Here is a 24,465-nt window from a genome sequence, read left to right on the forward strand (position 1 = left end):
TTAGACCATGAAAGTAGTCATCATCGGTGCGGGACACGCAGGCGTTCAAGCTGCGGTTTCTTTGCGTGAAGAAGGTTTTGAAGGAGAAATTACACTAATCTCCGAAGAAAATGACTTACCTTATCAAAAACCACCACTCTCAAAAGGATATTTGCAAGGCAAGCAATCGGCCGAAGCTATTATTTTTCGCTCGGAAAACTATTATTCAAGCAATCAAATCGACTTGAAACTGGGGGTAAAAATTTCAGAAATCAACCCCAATAACAATTCGATTCAAACCATTGATGGTCAGACGATTGAATATTCGCATCTAATCTTGGCAACTGGTGCAAATAATAGAAAACTTAACATCGAAGATGCTGAAATATTGTATTTACGCACACTTTCCGATGCTAAATTGATTGAACAAAAACTCAAAACTGCCGAAAAAGTAGCCATCATAGGAGGAGGTTTTATTGGACTCGAATTGGCCGCTTTGGCACAAGAAAAAGGCAAAAAAGTAAGTGTCATAGAAGCCCAAAGTCGTTTAATGGAAAGGGTTCTACCTGCTATTATTTCGGAAGTTTTCCAAGAAACAAGAAACACACCAACAAAATGGTGTAGAAATATTACTCAATACTTTTATAGAGTCCATTCAAGGAAAAAGTATCAGGACTAAATGTGGCAAAAGTATAAAAGCTGATTTGATTTTGGCAGGTATTGGCGTAATTCCAGCAATTAGTTTAGCTGCTGAAGCAGGCATTAAATGTGAAAATGGAATTTTGGTGAATGAATTTCAACAAACTTCCCTCTCAAATATTTATGCCATCGGCGACTGTGCGAATCATTTTAATATTTTTGCCCAGAAAAATATTCGCCTCGAATCCGTTCAAAATGCAGTTGACCAAGCAAAAGTGGCAGTCAACCATATTTTGGGTAAATCAGAGCCATATATTACTGTTCCGTGGTTTTGGACTTTTCAATACCATCTAAAATTACAAATGGCAGGCATTTCAACTGGATTTGATAGATATATCCTACGTGGCGATGTGAATTCGGGGAAGTTTTCGGTCTATTATTTTAAAAATGAGCAATTGATAGCAGTAGATTCGCTCAACAAAGCCGCCGAACATTTGAATGCTCGTAAATTATTGACAGCTAAAATTTCACCTAACAATGAACAACTTGTAGGTACAGATTTCAATCTAAACGAAATCGTGTAAGTTTAAACCCTCTTCAACCCTTCACTTTTTTCAAAGAGAAGGGTTTTGAATTTTCACTCACGAGGCATTTCTATGGAAGAGTTTATCGGGTAAGAGTTTCGTGTATTATTTTATATCTTCAACAATATTGTGCGGTTGATTTTTCGGCACTACAATATAATCTTCTACAATATTATCTTCTTCTTCTCTTTCAGATTCTTTCATATAAAACGATTTGGCTCTTTTAAACCAACCTTTGTTTACTTTTGCATCTTTTCTTGAGCGATAATAACGCAAACGGTATTCCACATAAGGATTTACAATATCTTCAGGGTACTCAAAATCATTGGCTGCTTTTACATCGCTCATTGTCAAAACACCATTTTGTGGCACACCAATTACCTTTTCAAAAGCCTTAATATTTCGGTTTTCCTTTCCTTCACCCGCATTAATGAGGTGGTCAATCAATACTTCGGCAACTTCTTGGCTTTTAAAATGATTTCCCAAAAAACGATTCCAATAATGATGACGATGAATATAAAGAGCTTCTTCTTTAGTGAAGATTTTATCGCCCCAAATCGGTTTATGGATGCCGTAGCCTTCTCCTTCAAATCTCAATAACTTTGGAGCATATTTATTAAATGAGGCAGCTTGATTGACATAAACTACACAAATAGCAGACAACAAGCTGATTACCAGCAAGGTGAGCGTAATTTTTCTAAGGTTCATCGTAATGTATTTTTTCCAGACAGTATATTCAATAGCAAAAATTATACCGCTTAATAATAAAATTGGGACTAAAAAAGGTAGAGTTTAATAATAGGCTTATTATCAGTAGTTTATTGAAATATTTATTTAACGGTAGTATTTAAGCAACAAATGAGATTTCATGGTGGCAAAATTTTTGCTGTAAACAAAAAATACTATCAGTCAATAGAACGATAGTTTTATGACTGATAGTATTTTCACGTACTCGGATTTTATTCATTGGTAACTAAAATCTCTTCGGTTTCGTATTCAGCAATAACTGACTCTTCTTCTTTCATCAACATTTTTGGTAAAATCAGATAGTTGGCCAATAAATTGCCATCTTTTGTTTTGCGATAAAAACTTTTTGCACGAGTTATCCAACCTCTATATTTTTTTACATTAGCTCGACTGTTATAATAATGTAGGCGATAATTAACAAATGGGTTGATAATTTCCTCTGGAGATTTAAAACTATTTGCTTTTTTAATATCACTGAGCGACAGATAACCATCTTGTTTAACGCCAATAATAGCCTCGAAAGCTTTGATATTGACACATTCTTTACCCACGCCTGCATTGATTAGCTGGTCAATTAGCACTTCGGCTACGCCCTGACTTTTAAACATCGAAGCGTTGTATTTGTCCCAATAATGCTTTTTATAAATTGAATATGCTTCGTTTTTTGTGAAAGGTTTCTTCCCCCAAATTGGCTGGTGAATTCCGTACCCAAGGCCTTCAAACTTAATTAGTTTCGGGAAGTATTTGTCGAATGAAGCGGCAGATAATAATTGAAAAGAAAAGATTAAAAGAAGTGTTGTGAATAATTTACTTTTTTGAATAATCATAACTGATTTTGATGGTGAAGCACAAAAATAAACATAAATTATTGATTATCAGCAATTTAGTAGTAAAACACACCAAATCTCTTCTAATAGTTATATAAATTCTTCCACAAGTAAAATTCTTGATTCTAAAAAATATCCAATATTACTCTGCTTGCCTAACATCTTAATTACCAATATTTTGCCAAAAACAGCACCTTGTTACATCCGATAATATTTAGTGACAAATACCTATTTTCATGTCATTTATTGTACTATCCGTTGTATTTTTCTCATAATATTTGTTGTTAAAACAAGTATTTTTTATTGAAGAAAGAAAATTTGGTTTAAATGTTGTTATGCCAAATATATTTGGTATTATATTGCAATGTATTTATCATAAATCTACGTTCTTCATATACGTTACAAAAGATTATATAGGTCTATGATTTATACATTTAATACAACAAAATCACACTCGGAATCATGTTCCGTGTTGGTACAATTTCCAATCACTATTATATTAGTACGATGACTGAAACTGAACAGGTTACAGAGCAACAACAAGGCCTATATCGCTCAGAATTTGAGCATGATGCTTGTGGAATTGGCTTTAGGGCTCATTTGAAAGGACGCAAGTCGCACGGAATTGTAGCCGATGCGATTAAAATGCTCGAACGCATGGACCACCGTGGTGCATGTGGTTGCGACCCTAATACTGGTGACGGTGCGGGTATTTTACTCCAAATCCCTCACGAGTTTTTCTTAGATGAATGTAATAAACTTAACTTTCATCTGCCTGCTGTTGGTGAGTATGGCGTAGGTATGATTTTCTTCCCGATGGATAAAACCGAACGTGAAGAATGTCGTGATATTCTAAACCGTAAAATTGAAAAATTAGGTTTAGAACTACTCGGCTATCGTGTTGTAGAAACTAAAGGTGATATTTTGGGTGAAGGTTCGGCATCTGTTGAGCCAAATGTTGAGCAAGTTTTCATCAAACGCCCAGTTGATATCACGAATGAACTTGATTTTGAACGTAAATTATATATTCTCCGCCAATATGCTTCTCGTGTCATTCGTGAAGCAGTAGTAGGAGCAAAAGAACACTTTTACTTCTCTTCGCTTTCGTGTAGAACAATCTCCTACAAAGGGCAATTGACTACCGAGCAACTAAAATATTACTTCCCTGATTTGCATAATGAGGCAGTAACTTCAGCATTTGCAGTTATTCACTCTCGTTTCTCAACCAATACTTTCCCTTCTTGGAAATTGGCACAACCATTCCGCTTTATTGCCCACAATGGAGAAATCAATACTGTAAAAGGAAACGTAAACTGGATTCGTGCAGGAGAAAAATCTTTCGTTTCTGAATTCTTCACAAAAGAAGAAATGGACTTGATTTTACCAATCTGTGATGCAGGAAATTCAGATTCAGCTCAATTGGATAATGTAATCGAATTACTTTATCTATCAGGTCGCTCATTACCCCACGTAATGATGATGCTTGTTCCAGAAGCATGGGACGGCAACGATGCGATGGACGAGCAAAGAAAAGCATTTTACGAATATCATGCTGCCATCATGGAGCCATGGGATGGCCCAGCTTCAATCTCATTTACTGATGGTAAAATGGTGGGTGCAACACTTGATAGAAATGGTCTTCGTCCGTCTCGCTACTGGGTTTTGAATGATGATACTGTTATCATGGCCTCGGAAGCGGGTGTTCTCGACATCGACCAAGAAAAAGTGGTTTCAAAGGGTCGTTTACAACCAGGAAAAATGTTTGTGGTTGATATGGAGCAAGGCCGTATCATTCCAGACGAAGAAGTAAAAGCAGATATTTGTTCACGTCAACCGTACCAAGAATGGTTGGATGAAAATAAAATCAAAACCGAAGAACTACCAAAGTCGATTCGTCCGTATCAACAATACAGCGAAGAAACTTTGTTGAAACGCCAAATCACTTTTGGATTTACATCAGAAGATTTACGTATGATTTTGGCCCCGATGGCACAATCGGGTATGGAAGCAATTGGTTCGATGGGAGTTGATACACCACTGGCAATACTTTCTGACCAAAGTCAGCATTTATCATATTATTTCAAACAATTATTTGCTCAAGTAACCAACCCACCGATTGACTCAATCCGTGAGCGTTCTATCATGTCATTGATTTCTTTTGTAGGAGCCAATGAAAATATATTGAATGAATCGCCAGCACACTGTCGATTAGTTCAACTTGACCAACCCGTTTTAACAATCGAAGAATTTGATAAACTTCGCTTTGTTGATTACAAAGGTTTCCAAGCAAAAACTATCAATACTTACTTTAATTCAAGAGCCGAAGATATTGGCAAAGCTTTAGAGTTTGGTTTGGAAAGAATCTGCCGCTACGCCGAAGATGCCATTGAAGATGGTTTTGAAATCTTAATTCTTTCTGACCGTGCAATCGACTCTGACCATGCTCCTATCCCATCGCTTTTGGCAACTGCGGCTATTCACCATCACCTCATCAGAAAAGGTATTCGTGGAAAGGCGGGAATCTTGGTGGAAGCAGGCGATATTTGGGAAACGCATCATTTTGCTACGTTAATCGGTTACGGTGCGTCGGGAATTTGCCCTTACATGGCATTCGAGACTCTTTCTTGGATGAATAAAAAAGGCTTAATCGAAGGCGAATTTGACGATTATACACTTAACAAAAATTACATCAAAGCAGTAGATAAAGAATTGTTGAAGATTTTCTCAAAAATGGGAATTTCTACTTTACAATCTTATCAAGGAGCTCAAATTTTTGAATGTATCGGTCTAAATAAGCAGGTTATTGATAAATATTTTACTGGAACAATCTCACGTATCAGTGGCATGGGCTTGGCAGAAATTGCTAAAGAGGCCTTCGTTAGACACCGTGTAGCATTCCCAGAAATCCCACAAGAATCGGTAAAAAGACTTGAGGTTGGAGGCGTTTATCAATGGAAACAACGTGGCGAACGTCACATGTTTAACCCTCAATCAATTCACCTTTTACAACAATCAGGGCGTGTTGGTGAAAAAGATTTAGACAAAGGCTATCAGATTTTCAAGCAATATTCAAAACTTATCAACGACCAAACCAAAGATGCTCTGACGCTTCGTGGATTACTTCGTTTCAAAAAAGGAAATTCAATTCCTTTGGAAGAAGTAGAGCCAATCGAAAGCATTTTCAAGCGTTTTGCCACGGGTGCAATGTCGTTTGGTTCAATTTCGTGGGAAGCTCATACCACCTTAGCCATTGCGATGAACCGTATTGGTGGTCGCTCAAACTCAGGTGAAGGTGGCGAAGATGAAATTCGTTATGAGTTAGACAAAAACGGCGATAATCTGAGTTCATCAATCAAACAAGTAGCTTCTGGACGTTTCGGGGTAACAAGTCATTACTTAACCAATGCAAAAGAACTACAAATCAAAATGGCTCAAGGTGCAAAACCTGGTGAAGGTGGACAGCTTCCAGGCCACAAAGTGGATGATTGGATTGGTCGTGTGCGTCATAGTACGCCGGGTGTTGGTTTAATTTCACCACCACCTCACCACGATATTTATTCAATTGAAGATTTAGCACAATTGATTTATGACTTGAAAAACTCAAACCGTGATGCTCGTATCTCAGTAAAATTAGTATCTGAAGCAGGTGTTGGGACAGTAGCAGCAGGTGTTGCAAAAGCACACGCAGACGTTGTATTGATTGCAGGACATGATGGAGGAACAGGAGCATCTCCGTTATCATCAATCCGTCACGCTGGTTTACCGTGGGAGTTAGGTTTAGCTGAAGCACACCAAACTTTGGTTAAAAATAAATTGCGTGGTAGAATTACGGTACAAGCTGATGGACAACTTCGTACAGGTCGTGATATTGCGATTGCAGCTCTTTTGGGTGCTGAAGAATTCGGTGTTGCTACGGCTGCGTTAGTAGCAGTAGGATGTATCATGATGCGTAAGTGTCACTTAAATACTTGTCCAGTTGGTGTAGCTACTCAAAACAAGGAACTCCGTGCGATGTTCAGCGGAAAACCAGAGCATGTTGTAAATATGTTTACATACTTGGCAATGGAATTGCGTGAAATCATGGCAGAATTGGGCTTCCGTACTATCAACGAAATGGTTGGTCAGTCGCAAATGCTTGAAAAACGTGATGACGTAGCTCACTGGAAATACAAAAAAATTGACCTTTCTGGCATACTTTTCAAAGAACCAACTACATTGGATGTTGCTCAATACAAACAAGAGGAGCAAGACCACGGTATTTCGCAAGTACTTGATTGGAAAATGATGGAAGATGCTCAACCAGCTATTAAAAACAGAGCAGAAGTTGAAGCAGAATATGTAGTCAATAACTTGAACCGTTCGATTGGAGCAATGACTTCCAACGAAATCTCGAAAGTTTATGCAGGGGAAGGTTTACCTTACAGCACAATCCATTATAAATACAGAGGTACGGCTGGACAATCGTTTGGAGCATTCTCAACAAAAGGTTTGAAACTCGAACTTGAAGGAGATTCTAATGACTACTTCGGAAAAGGCCTTTGCGGTGCTGAATTAGTTGTTTATCCAGATAGAAAAGCGACTTTCAAAGCCGAAGAAAACATGATTATCGGAAACGTTGCGTTTTATGGTGCAACATCGGGAGAAGCCTACATTAACGGTATGGCTGGAGAGCGTTTCTGCGTAAGAAATTCGGGAGCAAAAGTAGTTGTTGAAGGAATTGGCGACCATGGTTTAGAGTACATGACTGGTGGTTTAGCTATTATTCTGGGCGAAACAGGACGTAACTTTGCTGCAGGTATGAGTGGTGGTATCGCATTTGTTTATAATCCAAACAAAACTTTTGAAGCAAAATGCAACAAGGAAATGGTTGGTTTAGAAACAGTTGATGCCGAAGATGCCGAAATGTTGAAATCATTCATCGAAAAACACTTGAAGGAGACTAAGAGTGAAGTAGCAGGACGTATCTTGGCTAATTTCAATAATGAAATCTCAAACTTTGTAAAAGTATTCCCAACTGACTACAAACGAGTTTTGTTGGAAAGAAAGAAAAAAGCAGAAGCTGAGAAAGTTATGGCGTAAGACCAATCTCCGTAATTGTGTTTTAATTTAATTATTAACAGAGCATTTAGTATTAGGTTATTGACAAAACAACCATTGCCAGTAACCTACAAACTATATAACAAAATCACTATAAAACAATGGGAAAACCTACTGGTTTCTTAGAATTTCAAAGAGAATTGGCCAATAAGCGAGCTGTTGAAGAACGTAGATTGGATTATAATGAAGTTGAAATGCCAGCCGAAGATGAGAATTCTCGTAAACAGGCTGCACGTTGCATGGACTGTGGTGTACCATTTTGTCATAATGGTTGTCCACTTGGAAATATTATTCCTGAATTTAATGATGCAGTTTATGAAGAAAACTGGGAATATGCTTATCAAATTTTAAGTTCGACCAATAATTTCCCTGAATTTACGGGTCGTATTTGTCCAGCTCCTTGCGAAGCATCTTGTGTTTTAGGTATAAATAAGCCACCTGTGGCTATCGAATACATCGAAAAATCAATTATCGAACGTGCTTACGCCAATGGTTGGGTTAAACCTAACATTCCAAAAAAACGCACGGGTAAGAAAGTTGCCGTAGTAGGCTCTGGCCCTGCGGGTTTGGCGGCTGCCTCTCAACTAAACAAAGCAGGACATTTAGTAACAGTTTTTGAACGTGCCGACGAAATCGGAGGTTTAGTACGATATGGAATTCCTGATTTTAAACTCGATAAATCAGTTGTCCGCCGTCGTGTTGAAGTGATGAAAGAAGAAGGAATCACTTTCATTACGAATGCAAACGTTGGTTTTAATGTAAAATCAAGCGATATTCTCAGAGATTTTGATGCAATTGTACTTTCAGGAGGTTCAACAGTACCACGTATGATTGATATCAAAGGCAAAGAATTGAAAGGTATTTATCCTGCAATGGAGTTTTTGAGCCAACAAAATAAACGTGTGGCTGGTATTGAAAGAGTAAATGACCATAAAGGAGAGGCTTATCAAAACGGTGAAATTTTTGCAACTGACAAAAATGTAGTGGTAATTGGTGGTGGTGATACGGGTTCTGACTGCGTTGGAACATCGAACCGCCATAAAGCAAAAACTATCACGCAAGTGGAAGTAATGCCTGAGCCGAGCATTGATGATAAAAAACAACCATTTTATCAAGTTCGTGCAGAAGCGACTCCTTGGCCAAACTGGCCTTTAACAAAACGTACGTCAACGTCTCACGAAGAAGGTTGCGAGCGTTTGTTTAGCATCAACGTAAAAGAATTTATTGGTGATGAAAACGGTAATTTGAAAGGAATCTTGATTTCAGAATCGGCTTTTTTCAACGGAACAAAAGTTGAAATGAATGAACGTGAAATTCCTTGTGAGTTAGCTTTAATTGCCGCGGGTTTCTTGAATCCTCAACAAGATTTACTTGAGCAGTTGGAAGTTGAAGTTGACGAGCGTAAAAACGTGAAAGCACCAAATTATCAAACTTCAAATGCGAAAGTATTTGCCGCTGGTGATATGCGTCGTGGACAATCATTGGTTGTTTGGGCAATTTCAGAAGGACGTGAATGTGCAAGAAAAGTGGATGAATTCTTGATGGGCGAAACGCTTCTTGAAGCAAAAGCAGTATCAATGATTTCACCAGCTTATTCAGGAGCATAAGTTCAAATTACGATTTACGAATTTGCACGAATCTTCAAATCAATAGTTAAATCTTAGTTTTTAGATATAAAAAGCCATTCTTGAGTTTCAAGGATGGCTTTTTTGATGGAAAATTGTTTAACTTTGAGTAAAATAACCCTCCTATTCAACCTCAATCTCAACTATGAAAAAGATTCTTTTTCTCCTCTTTTGGAGTACAATTTTATTTGCTCAAAAAAACACTTCACTACCTCGTAGCACTCCCGAAGCCGAAGGTGTTTCGTCAGAAGGAATCCTAAATTTTCTTGATGCGGCCTCAAAAAGCAAGCATGAATTTCATAGTTTTATGTTGATTCGCCACGGAAAAGTAGTTGCCGAAAGTTGGTGGAACCCATACCGAAGTGATTTAAAACACACAATGTATTCGGTAAGTAAAAGTTTCACAGCCACGGCAGTTGGATTTGCTGTTTCTGAGAAAAAGTTGTCGGTCGAAGATAATGTCATTTCCTTTTTTCCAAATGATTTACCTATAAATATTAGCCCATATTTGGCAGAATTGAAAGTAAAAGATTTACTAAGCATGAGTGTTGGTCATGCCAAAGAAAATCAAGGTATTATTGTTTCTGACAATTGGGTGAAAGAGTTTTTAAGCACTCCGATTGTCAATCAACCTGGTAGTAAGTTTTTGTATAATTCGGGGGCTACGTATATGCTTTCTGCCATTGTGCAGAAAGTAACTGGGCAAAAAATCATTGATTACTTGCAACCAAGACTCTTTGCTCCTCTCGGAATCGAAAATATTGACTGGGAAATTAGTCCAAATAACATAAATACTGGCGGTTGGGGTTTACGAGTAAAAACCGAAGATATGGCCAAATTTGGACAACTATTCTTACAAAAAGGTACTTGGAAAGGAAAACAGATTCTACCTGCTTCGTGGGTTGAAGAAGCTACGAGTATGAAAATCATGCAAAATCCAACCGCCACACAAGCTCAAAAAGATTCAAGTGATTGGATACAGGGTTATTGTTATCAAATGTGGCGTTGCAGAAATAATGGCTATCGTGCTGATGGAGCAAACGGACAGTTTATCATCGTTTTACCGGAAAAAGATGCCGTAATTATCACAACCGCTGAAGCTCCCGATATGCAATCAGAAATAAATCTAATTTGGAAGCATATCCTGCCTGCCCTCAACGACAAAAAACTTCCTACAAATGCAAAAAAACAAGCCGAACTTAAACAAAGAATTGCCTCATTAGCTCTACTATTTGAAACAAAAGCAAGTGCGAGCGAAAGTAAGTTTTCTGGCAAAACCTTCGGTCTGATTTCAAAATCTAAATCGCTTCAAACAATCAGTTTTGATTTCAAGAATGAGGTTTTGAATGTTACGTTGAAAACGGATTCGGTAGCACATACGATTCCATTTGGCTTTGGGAAGTGGGTAAATAGTGAAACTACCAAGTTTGGTCCTTATCTTGTGGCGGCAGGTAAATTTAATCGTGTTGGTTTATCGCCTTTTAAAGTTGCTGGTAGTTATACTTGGCAAGATGACAAAACCCTTGAACTGACACTCAGATACATCGAAAGTCCACACACCGAAACCATTCTTTGCAGCTTCGATGATGACCGAATTATTGTTGATATCAAAAATATTTTCAATAAAAATAACCGAAAAAGAGAGTTTTTTAAAGGTGTAATGGTCAATAATGTAGCAAACCCAGCTAAGTTAATTGTTAGAGGTGATGATATGGGTTATTCACATTCGGGTAACGAAGCCTTGATAAAATGTTTCAAAGAAGGAATTCAGACTTCTATTGAGGTGATTGTGCCATCGCCGTGGTTTCCAGAAGCGGTGAAAATGTTAGCCGAAAACCCAAAAGCTGATGTCGGACTTCATTTTGCAATAACCAGTGAATGGGATAATGTAAAATGGCGACCATTGACCGACTGTCCAAGCATCAGAAATGCCGATGGGTATTTTTATCCGATGCTTTATCACAATAATAATTATCCGAATCAGGCAATTTTGGATAATGCTTGGAAAATTGAAGATCTTGAAAAAGAATTAGTAGCCCAAATAAAAATGGCTTTGAAATATATTCCAAGATTGAGTCATATTTCTGGTCACATGGGAAGTACAGGTTTTACGCCTGAGGTAAAAGAAATGGCAAAAAGAGTAGCCAAAGAATTTAATCTAAAAATGGTTGATGTAGAATCAGTCAAAGATTTTGGAATCAATTATATCGGTTTTGATTTCAACAAAAAAACTACCGAGCAGCGAATTGATGGTTTTATTGCGATGCTTGATAAGTTGGAAGAAGGCAAAACTTATGTTTTTGTAGAACATCCAGGAATTGATAATGATGAATTAAGAGCCATTCATCACATTGGTTATGAAGATGTTGCACAAGGCCGACAAGATGTAACCTTTATTTTTACAAGCGATAAAGTAAAGGAAGCAATTATCAAAAACGGTATACAGTTGGTGAGTTATAAAGATGTTTTGAAGTAGTAGCTGGCAAGTAAATTGGTTTAAGTCTCAGAAAATCACATAAATAAAGCCCTTCGCAAAATTAGAAAAGGGCTTTGTTTTTTATCTATTCAAGAAATACTCTTTAAATAGGGCTATTTCTTGCAACTCAATTTCTACATATTTTTCATAAATTTTATTTCCAACTTGTCTTTTTAAGGCAGAGATTCCAACATCAATTAAGCGTAAACCTGTTTCGGTTAATAGGATATTATCGAATGCTAAGCCACCAATATTTGATGGTCGTTTGAGGTCACGATGTACGAAACCAGCTTTGTGTAATTCAGTTAGTTCAGACTCAAAAACTTCAAACCATAATTCACGAATTTCAACCTCGAAAGCTCGATAATCAATAGGTTTAATTCGTTCCATGACCAACATTTCTGCCTGTAAATCTTCTTGAAAATCTAATCGGATGAATTTTGCAACCAAATCGTTGACCGAATTGGCAAATTTCATTTTTTCAGCCTCCGAACCAATATCCGAGCGAGTATCATCCGTAAACAGTTTAGCAACCTCCGTATCCGATAAAACGATTACGGTATTGTTTGCACCTGACGATAATCTTCTTGGATATTTCATGTATTGGTCATTGGACTATAGACCACAAGTCCATAGAATTATTAATTTATACCAAAATAGTTTTTAATATTTCCTTCTATTCGTCCAATTACATCTTCGCCTGATTGAGCAACGAATTTTTCTCCCGAAACATTTTCGTATAGCTCAATGTAACGATTTGAAATTTCAAGCACTTTTTCATCTGTCATTTCTGGAACAGTTTGTCCTTCTTTTCCTTGAAAATTATTAGCAATGAGCCATTCACGCACAAATTCTTTTGATAATTGTTTTTGTGGAAGATTGGCAGCTAAATTTTCTTCATACCCTTCAATGAAAAAATATCTTGAAGAATCTGGTGTATGAACTTCATCAATTAAATATATTACACCATCTTTTTCACCAAATTCATATTTTGTATCAACCAAAATTAATCCTCTTTCGGCAGCCATTTCTGTTCCCCTTTCAAATAATGCCAATGCATATTTTTCGAGTTGATTATATTTTTCTTCCGAAACTAAGCCTTTTGCGATAATATCTTCACGAGAAATATCTTCGTCGTGTCCTTCATGGGCTTTAGTTGTAGGTGTAATGATTGGTGTTGGAAATTTATCGTTTTCCTTCAATCCTTCTGGCAAAGTCACGCCGCAAAGTGTACGTAAACCACTTTTATAAGTTCGCCAAGCATGACCAACTAAATAGCAACGTACAACCATTTCAACAGGGAAAGTTTCACAACGAACTCCGATAGAAACATTTGGGTCAGGTGATGCCAAAAGCCAATTAGGAACAATATCTTTGGTTGCCGTAAGAAATTTAGCTGCGATCTGGTTTAAAACTTGCCCTTTAAAAGGAATTGGTCGAGGTAAAACCACATCAAAAGCCGAAATTCTATCTGATGCTACCATTACTACTTTATCGCCAAAATCATATACATCACGCACTTTTCCACGATAGAAAGCGGTTTGTCCTTCAAAATTAAAATTTGTTTCTTTTACTGCGGCATTCAAAACACCGCCATCTGAAATTTGAGTCATTCTGTTGTAAAATTTATTTGCTTGATGGCAATCTTTTTTTATTTAATATACTAATCTAAAAACTTGCACTGCTTCTACCAATCTTTCTCTATTTTCTTACTTTTCTCTGATTTCTGTTTATGCTGTTGAGCATATTGAAGCTCTGTTGCTTTCATGCTTTCCAAAATCTGTAAGGCCTTCTCTTTACTCATTTTCTCAGGAGTTGTCGAGTTCAACTCATCTCTTTTCTCTTCCGATTTTTCAGTTTCTCCGCCATTGTTAGATTGGCGATCGCTATCTGATGTCTGTTCTTGATTGTTTTTCGGTGGCGATTGTGGGAGTTTTTTTCTCAATAACTCATAATTATATCTTGCAATTTTATTATCATTATCATTCTGCAATGCAACTCTGAACAAATTCATTGCCCCACTACTATCACCTAACATGGTTTCAATCACACCAACCTGAATCATTGCAGATGTCGAAATACCTACATCATTCAATCGAACTAACTTTTTGTATTCTTCTAAAGCCCGTGTGGTATCATTAATATTGAAGTAGGCATGAGCCAAATTTAAGCGAGCCTCTGGCTCTAAATTATATGAAATATTGGCCAATGCTTCATACTTTTTTGTAGCCAACGAATAATCTTTTTTATAGAATGCCTTACCTGCTTCTAATTTTAGAGCGTTTCTTTGAGAAACATTCGTCAAAGAACGCAGATTTAGAAAAAGAAGGATTATATAAAAAAACCAAATATTCATACTTAAATTTTAATTGTCCGAACGGTAAATAAAATATCAATTATCATCAGAATTAAAGCCAAAATCACAAAATAATAGTATTTATTGTTGGCTACTGTCATTTTGCGAGTATCAACCCAATTACTTTCAACTTTATCGGCTTCTTTTAATAAATCCGAAACACCATTTACTTGGTTAGTCAACTGAAAATACTTGCCATTCAACGATTTGGTGAGATTAATAAGATAAGCTGTATTGAGTTTTGATATAACCTCTTTCCCTTCTTTATCTTTTTTGAACTCAAGTCCATCTCGAATAAGCCCTCCTTGTGGTGTTCCTACACCAAGTGTTAGCAGATTTATCTTATTTTTCTTCAATTCAAAAATCACCGTCGGGTCAATCTTACCAAAATCTTCACCATCAGAAATCAAAACGATTACTTTAGTTTTTCGGCTATTTAGTGTATGACTCGATTGAAACTTTTTCAAAATAAGAGAAAATGCGGCATTCAAATCTGTCCCATTCTGTAAAAAAAGATTTGTATTCAGTTTTTGTATAAATAATTTGATTGCGTCTCGGTCAAATGTTAGAGGTGTATGTGTGTAAGCATCAGAAGAAAAAACAATTAGTCCGACCCTATCTGATTTAAGCAAATCTAAGTTTTTGGTAATCTCAAATTTAGTTTTTTCCAATCTCGAAGGTTCAATATCAATAGCGTCCATTGAGCGAGATAAATCAAAAACCAGAAAAATATCTTTACCCGTTGCCTGTGCTTCAATTTCATTCACTCCAAAACTTGGTCCAAGCAAACCAAGTATGCACAAACCCAAGTAAATACCTCTGATAATAAATTTAATGATAACCGAACGAGCAGTTGTGCCAAGACGACGAGCCACCAAATATAAGCGTATAAAGTAGGTGGCATAAACCAACAAAAAAATGCCAATGAAGACAAATTCGACTATCGTAAGTGGCTTTATCCAATTCATGCTTAAAATTATCATTGTTTGGCGAGAACCCCAAGCAAAAATCGGCTAATTTTGAATTTAAGGTAAGAAAATCATTTTTTATTGCTTTTCTGAATATCCGTCAATTTAGTCAGAAAGCACCATTTAGTTTTTTTGATTAAACACAGAGCAAGATTAAGTATCAGATTTAAGGTTTAGAATCCCAATGATTTTTGCTATTTTTGCAGTAAAGGTTGTTAATCAATCTTGATTTAATACAATATTTGACCACAAAGTTGCCACTAAATAATTGCAGTCTATCAAAACAACAAACAAAAATACATTGCTACATTTGGGCGTATTATTTCTTATTACGCCTGTTTTTGGTCTTTTTTCTTATAATTCTGGCTTTGGTTACGATGCTTTAGAATATCTGGTAATTGGCCGTTCACTCAATGATGGCTATCAGATGTATGATTTTATCCCTTCCAAATCATGGTTTTGGTATGTTTTTGTACAAAAAAGCATAAATCTACTGGGTGGAAATTTTACACATTTTACTGTTACTATTTTAATTGTCCTTGAGTTTATCGGGATTGGTCTTTCGAGCTATGTTGTTACCAATAAACTAACCAAACACACCCAAACAGCTTTTATTAGTGCATTGCTATCATTGCTTTGTTGCTTTTTCATGGAAATCAATTTCCTCGAACCAGAAGCTCCGATTGCGATATTGGCAATATGGTCACTATATTTTTTAGCAAAAAACAAAAATTCAGATTGGTTTATTGGAGGAGTAATATTAGGAATTGCTATGACTTTCAAAAGCATTGCAATGTTTTATATAGCAGGAGCAGGTATCTATTTGTTTTATGAGTGTTTTTTTATTAAAAAAACTACTTTTTGGCAAATAACTCAAAAAGGCACTTTGATATTGGCAGGTTTTGCAGTACCACTGCTTTTATCTATCCTATACTTCTATCAGCTAAATCGCCTCGACCAACACATTTATTGGTCTTATATTTATCCATTTGGTTCATATCCTGCTCACACTATTTTTCTTAAAAAACTTCTAATTAAGACTTTCTGGTTTATTTTACTAACTATTGTGAGTATTGTTTTAGCACTTAGCGTTAAAGATAAATCGAAATACTGGAACAATACGACTTTTATGATATCGTTGTTTTTTGGGATATTCTCTTTGGTTTCACTAATGAAAAGTCAAGCATCCCATTATTTTTACCCTGCAGCTCCTTTCTTTTCGGTCGTAATTGCAATGGTTTATACTCATTTTAGCAAAATTTATGAACAAAAACTTAATCGAGTTTATTTGGCAATAGGTGGACTATCGATCTTAGTTTTGACTATTACTTTTGTAACTCGACGAGAAGTAGTGCAACGCTTGGCTAAAATTGATGACTTTGCCATTGAAAAAACGTATGAAAGTACCGTTAATAGAAATTTAAAAACTGGCGATAAAGCATTATTAATTGATTTCGGTTCGTTATTTTATTTTCATTCACATCGCTATCCAAATGTTCCTTTTATCAATACCGAAATGCAAACGAGTGATTATATCAAAACACACACTGATGTGTATGAAAAATCGTTGCAAGATACAACCTTAAAATTAGTAATCTTTGGGTTTCGCTCTACAGTAATTGATGATAGTTCAAAAGTAAATACTCCAGAAAATAAGATTGCTCTTGACAAATTACGTCAGGAATTAAATAAAAATTTCACGGTTGAAACCGATTCAGTACTTTTTATCAAACTTTGGCATAGAAAATCTACAAAATAATAGATATATCAAGTACCGAATACTTAGTTAGTTTTGAATAATCCCATAAAAATATGCTCCTTTCTGTATTAATACCAGCTTATAACGAAATAAACAATATACAAAATATATTAAACAAGATTGGAGAAGTAGATATTCCGATGGAAATCATTGTGGTAGATGATGGCTCAACAGATGGCACACGTGAACTCTTGAACACCTTGAAAAGTGATAAAATAAAAGTGGTTTTCCATGAGAAAAACCAAGGCAAAGGTGGAGCAATTCGAACAGCGATTGCTCACTCAAAGGGTGATATTATCATTATTCAGGATGCCGATTTAGAGTATGACCCGCAAGATTATTTTAAACTAATTCCTGTCATTGAAAGCGGAAAAGAAAAGGTAGTTTATGGCTCAAGATTCTTGAATAAACAAAACAAACACTCCTATTTCTCTTTCTTTTTGGGCGGGCAAGTCGTCACCTGGATTACGAATATTTTATATTTCCAAAACTTGACTGATGAACCAACTTGCTATAAGGTGTTTGATGCCAAACTATTGAAATCGATTAAACTCAATTGTACAGGTTTTGAGTTTTGCCCAGAAGTTACTGCAAAAATCGCTAAACTTGGTTACAAAATTCCAGAAGTACCAATCAGTTATTACCCACGATCAATCAGCGAAGGAAAAAAAATAAATTGGAAAGATGGGGTTGAGGCCATCTGGGTCTTATTAAAATATAGATTTGTGAATTAAATTTGAGTAACATCTCAATTCGCCATAATAAACTGATATTCAGAAGGTTAATAAAAATTTCTTCAAAATGACAATCAAAAGCCTGAAATTACTTACTGTTTCATATTTATTGATTCCTAATCTGATTTTTATTCTAACGTGGTTGAACCCGCTTTGGGCAACGCTCGGATTTGTAGTTTCAGTCTATTCTTTTTATAGTTTTATAATCGAGACAAATAAAAGTAATGAAGACTTTTCTGCGTTGAGAGTTAATAGAATCGAGCCAAGTACATTGCTCTATTTAGCTTTATTTACTTTAATTTTAGGTATAGTTTTTAGTTTAGGAAACTTCGGGTTGGGGCAATCTTATGATTACTACAAACATAATACAATTGTAAAAGAACTCATTGAAAAACCATTTCCTGTGGTTTATGAAAACGAAACTCGCTACGGAATACTAAAAGAACCAGCAATCTTAGGGTATTATATGGCCTATTATCTCCCAACGGCCATAATTTGTAAATTTGTTGGTTTTGGAGCAAGTAACATTCTTTTATATTTGTGGGGAGCAATCGGTATTTTTATTTCTTTTAGTTGGTTGTATTTTCTTAGCCCAAAAAACATTAATATCGTCCTAATTTTTATTTTGTTTTTATTGGGAGCTACACTCTTCAAACCGTATTTATATGCTCATTATTTGCTTAAAAATATTGTTTCTTTACCCATGATTCAATATTTTATTTGGCCATCGGGCATTTCTTTCAATTTAATTAACGTTCATTATTCTCCTCAACATCATATAGTTACAACTGTGGGTGTTTTCTTTGTTTACTACGAAAGTTTTATACGGAAAGATAATCGTTTTGTATTATTCTTTGTTTCTCTGCTATTGATGTGGTCATTTTTGGGTGCCTTCAGTGTTGGAATAATCGCTGGCTTTTTAGTGCTTTTTCGTAAATTTTCAAAGTTTTTTAGCATTACGAATATATTAGGTGGAGGAATTATCACTTTTATCATGGCAAGCTATTTTTTAGCACATTTTCAAGATAATCGTTTTTCGGGTTTTATCTGGACATTTGCAGATATTTCGGGTTATTTGTACCAAAAACCATTAGTTTCAATTCTGGCCCTGATTGGCTATTGTATTTTTGAGATTGGCATCTATCTATTTTTCATGTTTAAACTTTTCTCTTCGAGAAGTTCTTACCAAAATAAACTTATTTTATTACTCTTTTGTGCGGCTTACTTCATCATTTCACCCTTATATAGAATCGGATTCAATAACGATTTGGCAATGAGACTTATCAGTACAATAAAAATATTGATATTTATCTTGCTTATAGGAGCCTATTCAGAAATGCTTAAATCAAAAATGTCAGTTAAGTTTTTGAAAATTTATATGGCATTTACAATACTTTTGGGAATTTTCAGTAGCATGACAACACTGAAATGGGAAAAAGTACCTTCGATTGCAGAGAGTCCGAATATCAATAAGGCAGATATTCCCGAAGAAATTTTCTTACAATATTTTGCCAAGAAAAATTCTTTTTTCGGGAATTATTTGATGAGAGAAGTTAAAACAGAAGATTAAATGCTTATAAATTATTGAAGGATTTATCTTTCATAATTTTAGTGATAGTAAACTTTAGTGCGTAAGCCAGTTTATTTTCATTTAACTCAAACTTACTTAGGCCTATTTATCTATGCCTATGATTACCTTTTTGAACCCATCGTACATCTCTTGTGCTACTTGTTCAGGAGAAAAACGTTTAATTATCTCTCTTGACTTGAGCCCAAAAGTCTTAATTTTTTGAGGATCATCAACAAATTTCTTGAAAATTAAAGTCAATTCTTCTACATTATAAGGGTTAAAAGTATAACCATTAACATCTTCCAAGACAGCATCAAATGCCGAACCACATTTATTTGAAACAATTACAGGCAAACCACTGGCCATAGCTTCATTTACAACTAATCCCCAAGGTTCTGAGTAACTTGGTAGGACAAACACATCTGCCAATGCTAAGATTTTTGGAACATCGTACCAAGGTTGCCCTTCGATGAAACAAATACCATCAAGATTATTATCTACCGCATACTTTTTCAATTTAGCGTCCTCACTTCCATCTCCCAAAATTATCAATCCCCAGTCAGAATCCGCTAAAGGTTTATACGCAGCCAATAGATTATCTAAATTTTTAACTTCTATTAAACGCCCTATATAGATAAAATTATACTTTCTGAGATTATATAATTTCTTAACTTCATCTCTTGTTTTTAAAGCCTCACTGTGAACATTAGCAACTCTATCATTATCAACCGAATTATTGGCGACCAAAATATGTTCTGGTTTCATTCCAAGCTTATAAATATACTCTGCTGATTTTGAACCATAACAGAAAAAGCCCTGAGCCTTCGTAACAATAAAACTTTTTAAAGCTTCTCTCCACCATACATTTGGATTATCTCCTTCAGTTGAATCAGCCGAGATTACAACTTTAATCCCTTTTAAACGACAATAAAAAAGTACAATATTCATCGCTGGTTCATAATAACCTGGTAAATTTATTACATCAGGCTTAAATTTATTTACCCAAAAAATCGACGCTTGTACACGCTGCCATATTGTGGTATTCTCGTAAAAATCTTCAAATAAAACTTTTACGTTATATTGATGAATGCTATAATCGATACTACCAATTTTAGCACGTGTAAATTCATTCAGAGCTGTCTGAAGCACTAAAAGTTCATCTTCGGGGTGTTTGTCAACAACTTTTTGAAGTTCGGTATAAATTTTTGCTTTATAATGAGCCCAGAAAAACTGGTGAATGATGAGCATTTTCATCTATTAATATGTTGTGGTCTATATTATTTTTTAAATGAGAGCATAACTTTTCGTTCAACCATTTTCCATGAAATAATTGCCAGCAAAATAGTAAAACACATCATACCCAACAAATAGATAAAACTATCTTTCATATTTAAAGACAACATTAAATTAACAATAGGCATGTGATATATATATATTCCGTATGAAATATCATTATGATTCAATAATTTACCACTCAAATCTTGATATGAAAATGCGAAAGAAAGTGAAAGGAATGATAACAAAGTATTTGCTATTATACCAAAAATATTAATAGAATACGGGCTTTCGTAAAAGCCAAGCCAAACTTTAAATATCAACAAATACAAAATATAGCCAATAAACCAGTAAATAACCTTTCCAGAAATTAGATTTTGTATAAAATTATAATTCTTGTATAAAAGTATTCCTGTGAGAAAAAAATGGAGATAGTATAAAACAAAATTGCCTGAAAGTTTTACTAAAATTGGGTAATTATGAAGCATATCCTCAGAATCAACTATATATCTAAATAGTATTGACATAAAAAACAATACTACTAAAAAAAGATTAACGACTATTTTTTTCTTAATTCTACCAGCAATAAGGAGAATAATTGGTAAAACCAGATAGAATTGTAGCTCAACTGCAATACTCCACAAACTTCCATTTGGATGGCCAACTCCCCAACTTTTAAATGATTCGGGAGCATAGAATTGTAAAAAAGTAAATTGAGCTAATAACCAAAGTAATAAATCTTTCAGACTTGTCACTTTACCAAACCCAAACAGTAAAAGAGCTGTTAGGATTGTACAAAGCCATAACGCGGGAAAAATACGTATGCTACGATTTTTAAAATATGTTTTAAGATCAAATTTACTTCTTTCGAGCGAATGAGTGATTAAAAAGCCACTAATTGTAAAAAAAATTGGGACTCCTGGAAAATGATACAAACATGCTAAAAGAGAATACATTTCGTTAAACACTCCCAGATGCTCTGCACCATGCCATATCATTACGCTCGTTGCTGCAAACAATCTTAGCAGGTCAAAATTATTGTTTCTTTCTAATTGCATTATTCAGAATATCACTTTTTAGGTATCAAAAAGACTATGCTTTTTCAATTACAGTTTTAGGGGCTTCTTTTTTGAATGTAATTGGCAAAAATCGGCAAACAAATGCAAAAAATCCCCAACGAATATAATCTATAATCAGCCCTCCTGAAAACGTATAAAGGAAAAAGTATAAGTAAGCGTATGCTATATATTCTGTTGCTAATGAATGGGGATTTTTCATTTCTCGCAAAACTTGCCATCCCATATATGTAAAAAAGGTCATAAAAAGTAAGAATCCGACTATACCAAATGAGTGTAAGGCCTCAAGTATGGGCACATCTACATAAAGTTTATGATAGCCATTCCCAAATAATATTGGCAAAATCTTACCTTCTGACAAATTTTTGGTAAATGTCGTTGTCAAGGTTGTATAGTTATCAATGCGAGCGGAAGCAGACCCATCAACTCTTTGCTTATAGATACCCCGAGAATCTTTGCTTTTGTATAAGAAAGGAAAAAAAGTTTCGCCTAAAACATCAACCCTTCTTGAAATTGTGAGGGCAATATTAGTAATGGGTCCTGCATTCTTCTGATAATATTCATTGGCTTTAAAAATGAATACTGTAAGAAAAATCCAAAAAACTGGACTTAGTAAAATCTTTTTTAATTTTACATATACTTTACCTAAGGTAAGATTAAAATATGAATACAAACACAGAAATAGAACAAATGTAGCGTTTGTGGTCATCGAAAGAGTTAAACCCAAAATGATGATATGTATAAAAATACATCCAAAATTCATTATTTGAAGCACTAAGCTTTTGGGCTTACTTAAATATAGTATTGAAGCCACTATGCCCAAATACGAAGCTTTTGCATAAATATGCGGATTTCCAAAACCTTCTGCTTCACTATTTCCAAAGGTGATACTTGCTCTTTGACCAATTACAAAATAAGGATTCCGAAGTAAATAAATCAAGAATAGTACTCCACCAACACTTGTTATCACTATGGCAAGTTCTACAAAATATTTATTCAAGTCGTTTATGCTTACAGTTGATAAGAAGAAATACAAATAAGCTATAACAATCATTACTCCTAATTCGTAGTAAGTATTCGTAAACCAACCTCTATTCGGAGCATAAGCCATTAGATAAATTAGTCCTAATAAAATAAAATAGGCTGATAATTTATAAGCAATTTTATCCGGAGTATAAACTTTTTTTAGATTTACGAAAGGAAAACAGAGTATCATAGGCCCCATCATCATTGCAACAGTAAAAATGCTACTTCCTTTGGCCAGACCAACTGCATCTCTTAGATAATAAATGAGAGGCCCCGAAAACAAAAACATCCCTAATGCAAAAACCTGTAAAAATGGGCGGCATTTATTAAAAAAATAGTCGAGTATCACAAACATATTACACTTGCTTTAAAGAACACAAAGATAATAATATTCCATCATTTAATTTAGAAATTGATTTATTCTAAAAAAAACATTATTTTTATGTTTTTACATATTTAGTACTTAATAATGAAAATTGCCTACGTTTCTGAAAATGATTCTTCTGATTTACAAAATTGGTCAGGACTGGATTACTTTATCAAATACTCACTTTCGATTCAAGAGGATGTCGAAATAATCACTATCGACAAACTAACTAATAACTTCCGCAACTGGTTAAGAATAAAAAAATTATTCTATAATATTACAGGTAGAAGGTATCAAGCGATTCGAGAACCTCGTTTATTGAAAGATTATGCTCGACAAATTTTAGAAAGGCTACCTCAAGATATTGATTGTATATTTGCTCCATCAAGCATGCCAATCGCTTACTTAGAATGCAAAGTTCCTGTGTTTTTCTACACAGATTCTGTCTTTGATGAAATGATCGACTACTACCCTTCCTATGTCAATCTTTGTAATGAAACTCTTAAAAATGGTTTTTTAGCTGAGAAAAAAGCTTTAGAAAATGCTAAAATTACTTTCTATGCATCAGATTGGGCTAAAGAATCGGCGATTAAACATTATCATGTAAATCCTGATAAAGTTAAGACAATACCATTTGGTGCAAATATTTTTAAAGAATTATCTGAAACTAAAATTCAAGAAAATATATCTAACAGAAGTAAAACTGAGTGTAACCTTTTATTTATTGGAGTTGATTTTAAGAGAAAAGGTGGAAATCTTGCATTTGAAGTTGCACAAAAATTAAATCAAAATGGCATAAAAACTAAGCTTCATATTGTTGGTATACCTAATTTGCCAGCCAAGTACTCGAAAGATTTTGTAAAAAACTATGGATATATAAATAAAGGCCAAAGTGAAGGAAAAGCAATATTTGATAAACTTTTTAGCGAATCTCATTTCCTAATTGTTCCATCAGAAGCGGAGGCCTATGGATTGGTTTATTGTGAAGCTAATGCCCACGGCATACCAGCCATTGGTACAAATACTGGTGGTATTTCAACTATCATAAAGAATGATATTAATGGATGGATTTTTGATAAAGAAGAATTTATTGAAAATACTTATAACAAAATAAAGAGTGCTATCGAGACACCCGAAATGTATAAAAAATTAGCACTAACTTCATTTGAAGAATATAAAAACAGGTTAAGTTGGAGCGTTTCAGGCAAGGAAATTCTTGACTTTATTAAATCTGCAATGTAGTTTTTTACTATACAATAGTCGAGTCGTCCATCTTTGGTAATATAACTTGAGCAAAAGTGTAACCAATATTGGACGACTCAAGTTAATTTTCTCTATTGAAGTTTTTTAGCCCAAATAC

At 34.9% G+C, this 24,465-nt stretch carries 18 protein-coding genes; 9 read left to right on the plus strand and 9 right to left on the minus strand.

Features of this window, described 5'->3' with window-relative positions:
* Positions 1-7 precede the first annotated feature (7 nt).
* Together ABR854_RS17445 and ABR854_RS17450 are read left to right on the plus strand one after the other, a co-directional pair.
* Positions 8-658 (plus strand): NAD(P)/FAD-dependent oxidoreductase, encoded by a 651-nt coding sequence (locus tag ABR854_RS17445; RefSeq protein WP_350266940.1) that lies wholly within the window; start codon positions 8-10, stop codon positions 656-658.
* Positions 633-1,202, plus strand: a complete 570-nt coding sequence (locus tag ABR854_RS17450; protein ID WP_350267197.1) for an oxidoreductase C-terminal domain-containing protein — start codon at positions 633-635, stop codon at positions 1,200-1,202. The genes ABR854_RS17445 and ABR854_RS17450 overlap by 26 nt, the downstream gene beginning before the upstream one ends.
* A gap of 105 nt (positions 1,203-1,307) precedes the next feature.
* Here ABR854_RS17450 and ABR854_RS17455 read toward each other — a convergent pair whose 3' ends face one another.
* Both ABR854_RS17455 and ABR854_RS17460 read right to left on the minus strand, forming a co-directional pair.
* Positions 1,308-1,910: a lysozyme family protein gene (locus ABR854_RS17455; protein ID WP_350266942.1), complete on the minus strand. Its 603-nt coding sequence runs from the start codon at positions 1,908-1,910 to the stop codon at positions 1,308-1,310.
* Positions 1,911-2,161: 251 nt separating this feature from the next.
* A complete protein-coding gene (locus tag ABR854_RS17460; protein ID WP_350266943.1) occupies positions 2,162-2,776 on the minus strand; it encodes a glycosyl hydrolase 108 family protein in 615 nt (204 codons plus the stop codon).
* Positions 2,777-3,283: 507 nt separating this feature from the next.
* Here ABR854_RS17460 and gltB point away from each other — a divergent pair.
* The 3 genes from gltB (at position 3,284) to ABR854_RS17475 (ending at position 11,974) form a co-directional block, all read left to right on the plus strand.
* Positions 3,284-7,855, plus strand: a complete 4,572-nt coding sequence (gene gltB, locus ABR854_RS17465) for a glutamate synthase large subunit (protein WP_350266945.1) — start codon at positions 3,284-3,286, stop codon at positions 7,853-7,855.
* A 119-nt stretch (positions 7,856-7,974) separates the two neighbouring features.
* The gene (locus tag ABR854_RS17470) at positions 7,975-9,480 is read left to right on the plus strand and encodes a glutamate synthase subunit beta (RefSeq protein WP_350266947.1); all 1,506 of its coding nucleotides are present in this window, start codon (positions 7,975-7,977) and stop codon (positions 9,478-9,480) included.
* Between the two features lie 163 nt (positions 9,481-9,643).
* A complete protein-coding gene (locus ABR854_RS17475) occupies positions 9,644-11,974 on the plus strand; it encodes a ChbG/HpnK family deacetylase (RefSeq protein WP_350266949.1) in 2,331 nt (776 codons plus the stop codon).
* Positions 11,975-12,055: 81 nt separating this feature from the next.
* Here ABR854_RS17475 and ABR854_RS17480 read toward each other — a convergent pair whose 3' ends face one another.
* From ABR854_RS17480 to ABR854_RS17495, 4 genes are all read right to left on the minus strand, one after another.
* Positions 12,056-12,574 (minus strand): protein kinase family protein, encoded by a 519-nt coding sequence (locus ABR854_RS17480; protein ID WP_350266951.1) that lies wholly within the window; start codon positions 12,572-12,574, stop codon positions 12,056-12,058.
* A 41-nt stretch (positions 12,575-12,615) separates the two neighbouring features.
* Positions 12,616-13,587: a phosphoribosylaminoimidazolesuccinocarboxamide synthase gene (locus tag ABR854_RS17485; protein WP_350266953.1), complete on the minus strand. Its 972-nt coding sequence runs from the start codon at positions 13,585-13,587 to the stop codon at positions 12,616-12,618.
* A gap of 74 nt (positions 13,588-13,661) precedes the next feature.
* On the minus strand, positions 13,662-14,330 hold the full coding sequence (locus ABR854_RS17490; protein ID WP_350266954.1) for a tetratricopeptide repeat protein: 669 nt from the start codon (positions 14,328-14,330) through the stop codon (positions 13,662-13,664).
* Between the two features lie 2 nt (positions 14,331-14,332).
* A complete protein-coding gene (locus ABR854_RS17495) occupies positions 14,333-15,313 on the minus strand; it encodes a VWA domain-containing protein (RefSeq protein ID WP_350266956.1) in 981 nt (326 codons plus the stop codon).
* A gap of 253 nt (positions 15,314-15,566) precedes the next feature.
* On the opposite strand from ABR854_RS17495, the gene ABR854_RS17500 reads away from it, so the two are divergent.
* The 3 genes from ABR854_RS17500 to ABR854_RS17510 all read left to right on the plus strand — a co-directional run bounded on the left by ABR854_RS17500 (position 15,567) and on the right by ABR854_RS17510 (position 19,361).
* Positions 15,567-17,057: a glycosyltransferase family 39 protein gene (locus ABR854_RS17500; protein WP_350266957.1), complete on the plus strand. Its 1,491-nt coding sequence runs from the start codon at positions 15,567-15,569 to the stop codon at positions 17,055-17,057.
* 53 nt (positions 17,058-17,110) lie between these two features.
* Entirely contained in the window at positions 17,111-17,791 is a 681-nt protein-coding gene (locus ABR854_RS17505) for a glycosyltransferase family 2 protein (protein ID WP_350266959.1), read from the plus strand.
* 67 nt (positions 17,792-17,858) lie between these two features.
* The gene (locus ABR854_RS17510; RefSeq protein WP_350266961.1) at positions 17,859-19,361 is read left to right on the plus strand and encodes a hypothetical protein; all 1,503 of its coding nucleotides are present in this window, start codon (positions 17,859-17,861) and stop codon (positions 19,359-19,361) included.
* A 102-nt stretch (positions 19,362-19,463) separates the two neighbouring features.
* Here the strand turns inward: ABR854_RS17510 and ABR854_RS17515 are convergent, their stop codons facing one another.
* From ABR854_RS17515 to ABR854_RS17525, 3 genes are read right to left on the minus strand one after another with little or no spacing between them, the layout of a single operon-like run.
* Positions 19,464-20,615 carry a glycosyltransferase family 4 protein gene (locus ABR854_RS17515; RefSeq protein ID WP_350266963.1) on the minus strand — a complete coding sequence of 384 codons (1,152 nt, stop codon included), beginning with the start codon at positions 20,613-20,615 and terminating at the stop codon, positions 19,464-19,466.
* A 23-nt stretch (positions 20,616-20,638) separates the two neighbouring features.
* Positions 20,639-21,694, minus strand: a complete 1,056-nt coding sequence (locus ABR854_RS17520; protein WP_350266965.1) for an acyltransferase family protein — start codon at positions 21,692-21,694, stop codon at positions 20,639-20,641.
* A gap of 34 nt (positions 21,695-21,728) precedes the next feature.
* Complete coding sequence (locus tag ABR854_RS17525; protein WP_350266967.1) at positions 21,729-23,093, minus strand: hypothetical protein; 1,365 nt, start codon at positions 23,091-23,093, stop codon at positions 21,729-21,731.
* Between the two features lie 114 nt (positions 23,094-23,207).
* Between ABR854_RS17525 and ABR854_RS17530 the strand changes: the two genes are divergently transcribed.
* Positions 23,208-24,347 (plus strand): glycosyltransferase family 4 protein, encoded by a 1,140-nt coding sequence (locus tag ABR854_RS17530; RefSeq protein ID WP_350266969.1) that lies wholly within the window; start codon positions 23,208-23,210, stop codon positions 24,345-24,347.
* Positions 24,348-24,465: the final 118 nt, after the last annotated feature.

It is taken from the genome of Emticicia sp. W12TSBA100-4, from assembly GCF_040253585.1.
In the GTDB taxonomy this organism is placed as follows: domain Bacteria; phylum Bacteroidota; class Bacteroidia; order Cytophagales; family Spirosomataceae; genus Emticicia.

Bases quoted from the DNA above. Each gene is read 5' to 3' on its own strand.
- ABR854_RS17445 (WP_350266940.1), top strand. From the start codon at position 8: ATGAAAGTAGTCATCATCGGTGCGGGACACGCAGGCGTTCAAGCTGCG.
- ABR854_RS17455 (WP_350266942.1), bottom strand. From the start codon at position 1,910: ATGAACCTTAGAAAAATTACGCTCACCTTGCTGGTAATCAGCTTGTTG.
- ABR854_RS17460 (WP_350266943.1), bottom strand. From the start codon at position 2,776: ATGATTATTCAAAAAAGTAAATTATTCACAACACTTCTTTTAATCTTT.
- gltB (WP_350266945.1), top strand. From the start codon at position 3,284: ATGACTGAAACTGAACAGGTTACAGAGCAACAACAAGGCCTATATCGC.
- ABR854_RS17470 (WP_350266947.1), top strand. From the start codon at position 7,975: ATGGGAAAACCTACTGGTTTCTTAGAATTTCAAAGAGAATTGGCCAAT.
- ABR854_RS17475 (WP_350266949.1), top strand. From the start codon at position 9,644: ATGAAAAAGATTCTTTTTCTCCTCTTTTGGAGTACAATTTTATTTGCT.
- ABR854_RS17480 (WP_350266951.1), bottom strand. From the start codon at position 12,574: ATGAAATATCCAAGAAGATTATCGTCAGGTGCAAACAATACCGTAATC.
- ABR854_RS17485 (WP_350266953.1), bottom strand. From the start codon at position 13,587: ATGACTCAAATTTCAGATGGCGGTGTTTTGAATGCCGCAGTAAAAGAA.
- ABR854_RS17490 (WP_350266954.1), bottom strand. From the start codon at position 14,330: ATGAATATTTGGTTTTTTTATATAATCCTTCTTTTTCTAAATCTGCGT.
- ABR854_RS17495 (WP_350266956.1), bottom strand. From the start codon at position 15,313: ATGATAATTTTAAGCATGAATTGGATAAAGCCACTTACGATAGTCGAA.
- ABR854_RS17505 (WP_350266959.1), top strand. From the start codon at position 17,111: ATGCTCCTTTCTGTATTAATACCAGCTTATAACGAAATAAACAATATA.
- ABR854_RS17510 (WP_350266961.1), top strand. From the start codon at position 17,859: ATGACAATCAAAAGCCTGAAATTACTTACTGTTTCATATTTATTGATT.
- ABR854_RS17515 (WP_350266963.1), bottom strand. From the start codon at position 20,615: ATGAAAATGCTCATCATTCACCAGTTTTTCTGGGCTCATTATAAAGCA.
- ABR854_RS17520 (WP_350266965.1), bottom strand. From the start codon at position 21,694: ATGCAATTAGAAAGAAACAATAATTTTGACCTGCTAAGATTGTTTGCA.
- ABR854_RS17525 (WP_350266967.1), bottom strand. From the start codon at position 23,093: ATGTTTGTGATACTCGACTATTTTTTTAATAAATGCCGCCCATTTTTA.
- ABR854_RS17530 (WP_350266969.1), top strand. From the start codon at position 23,208: ATGAAAATTGCCTACGTTTCTGAAAATGATTCTTCTGATTTACAAAAT.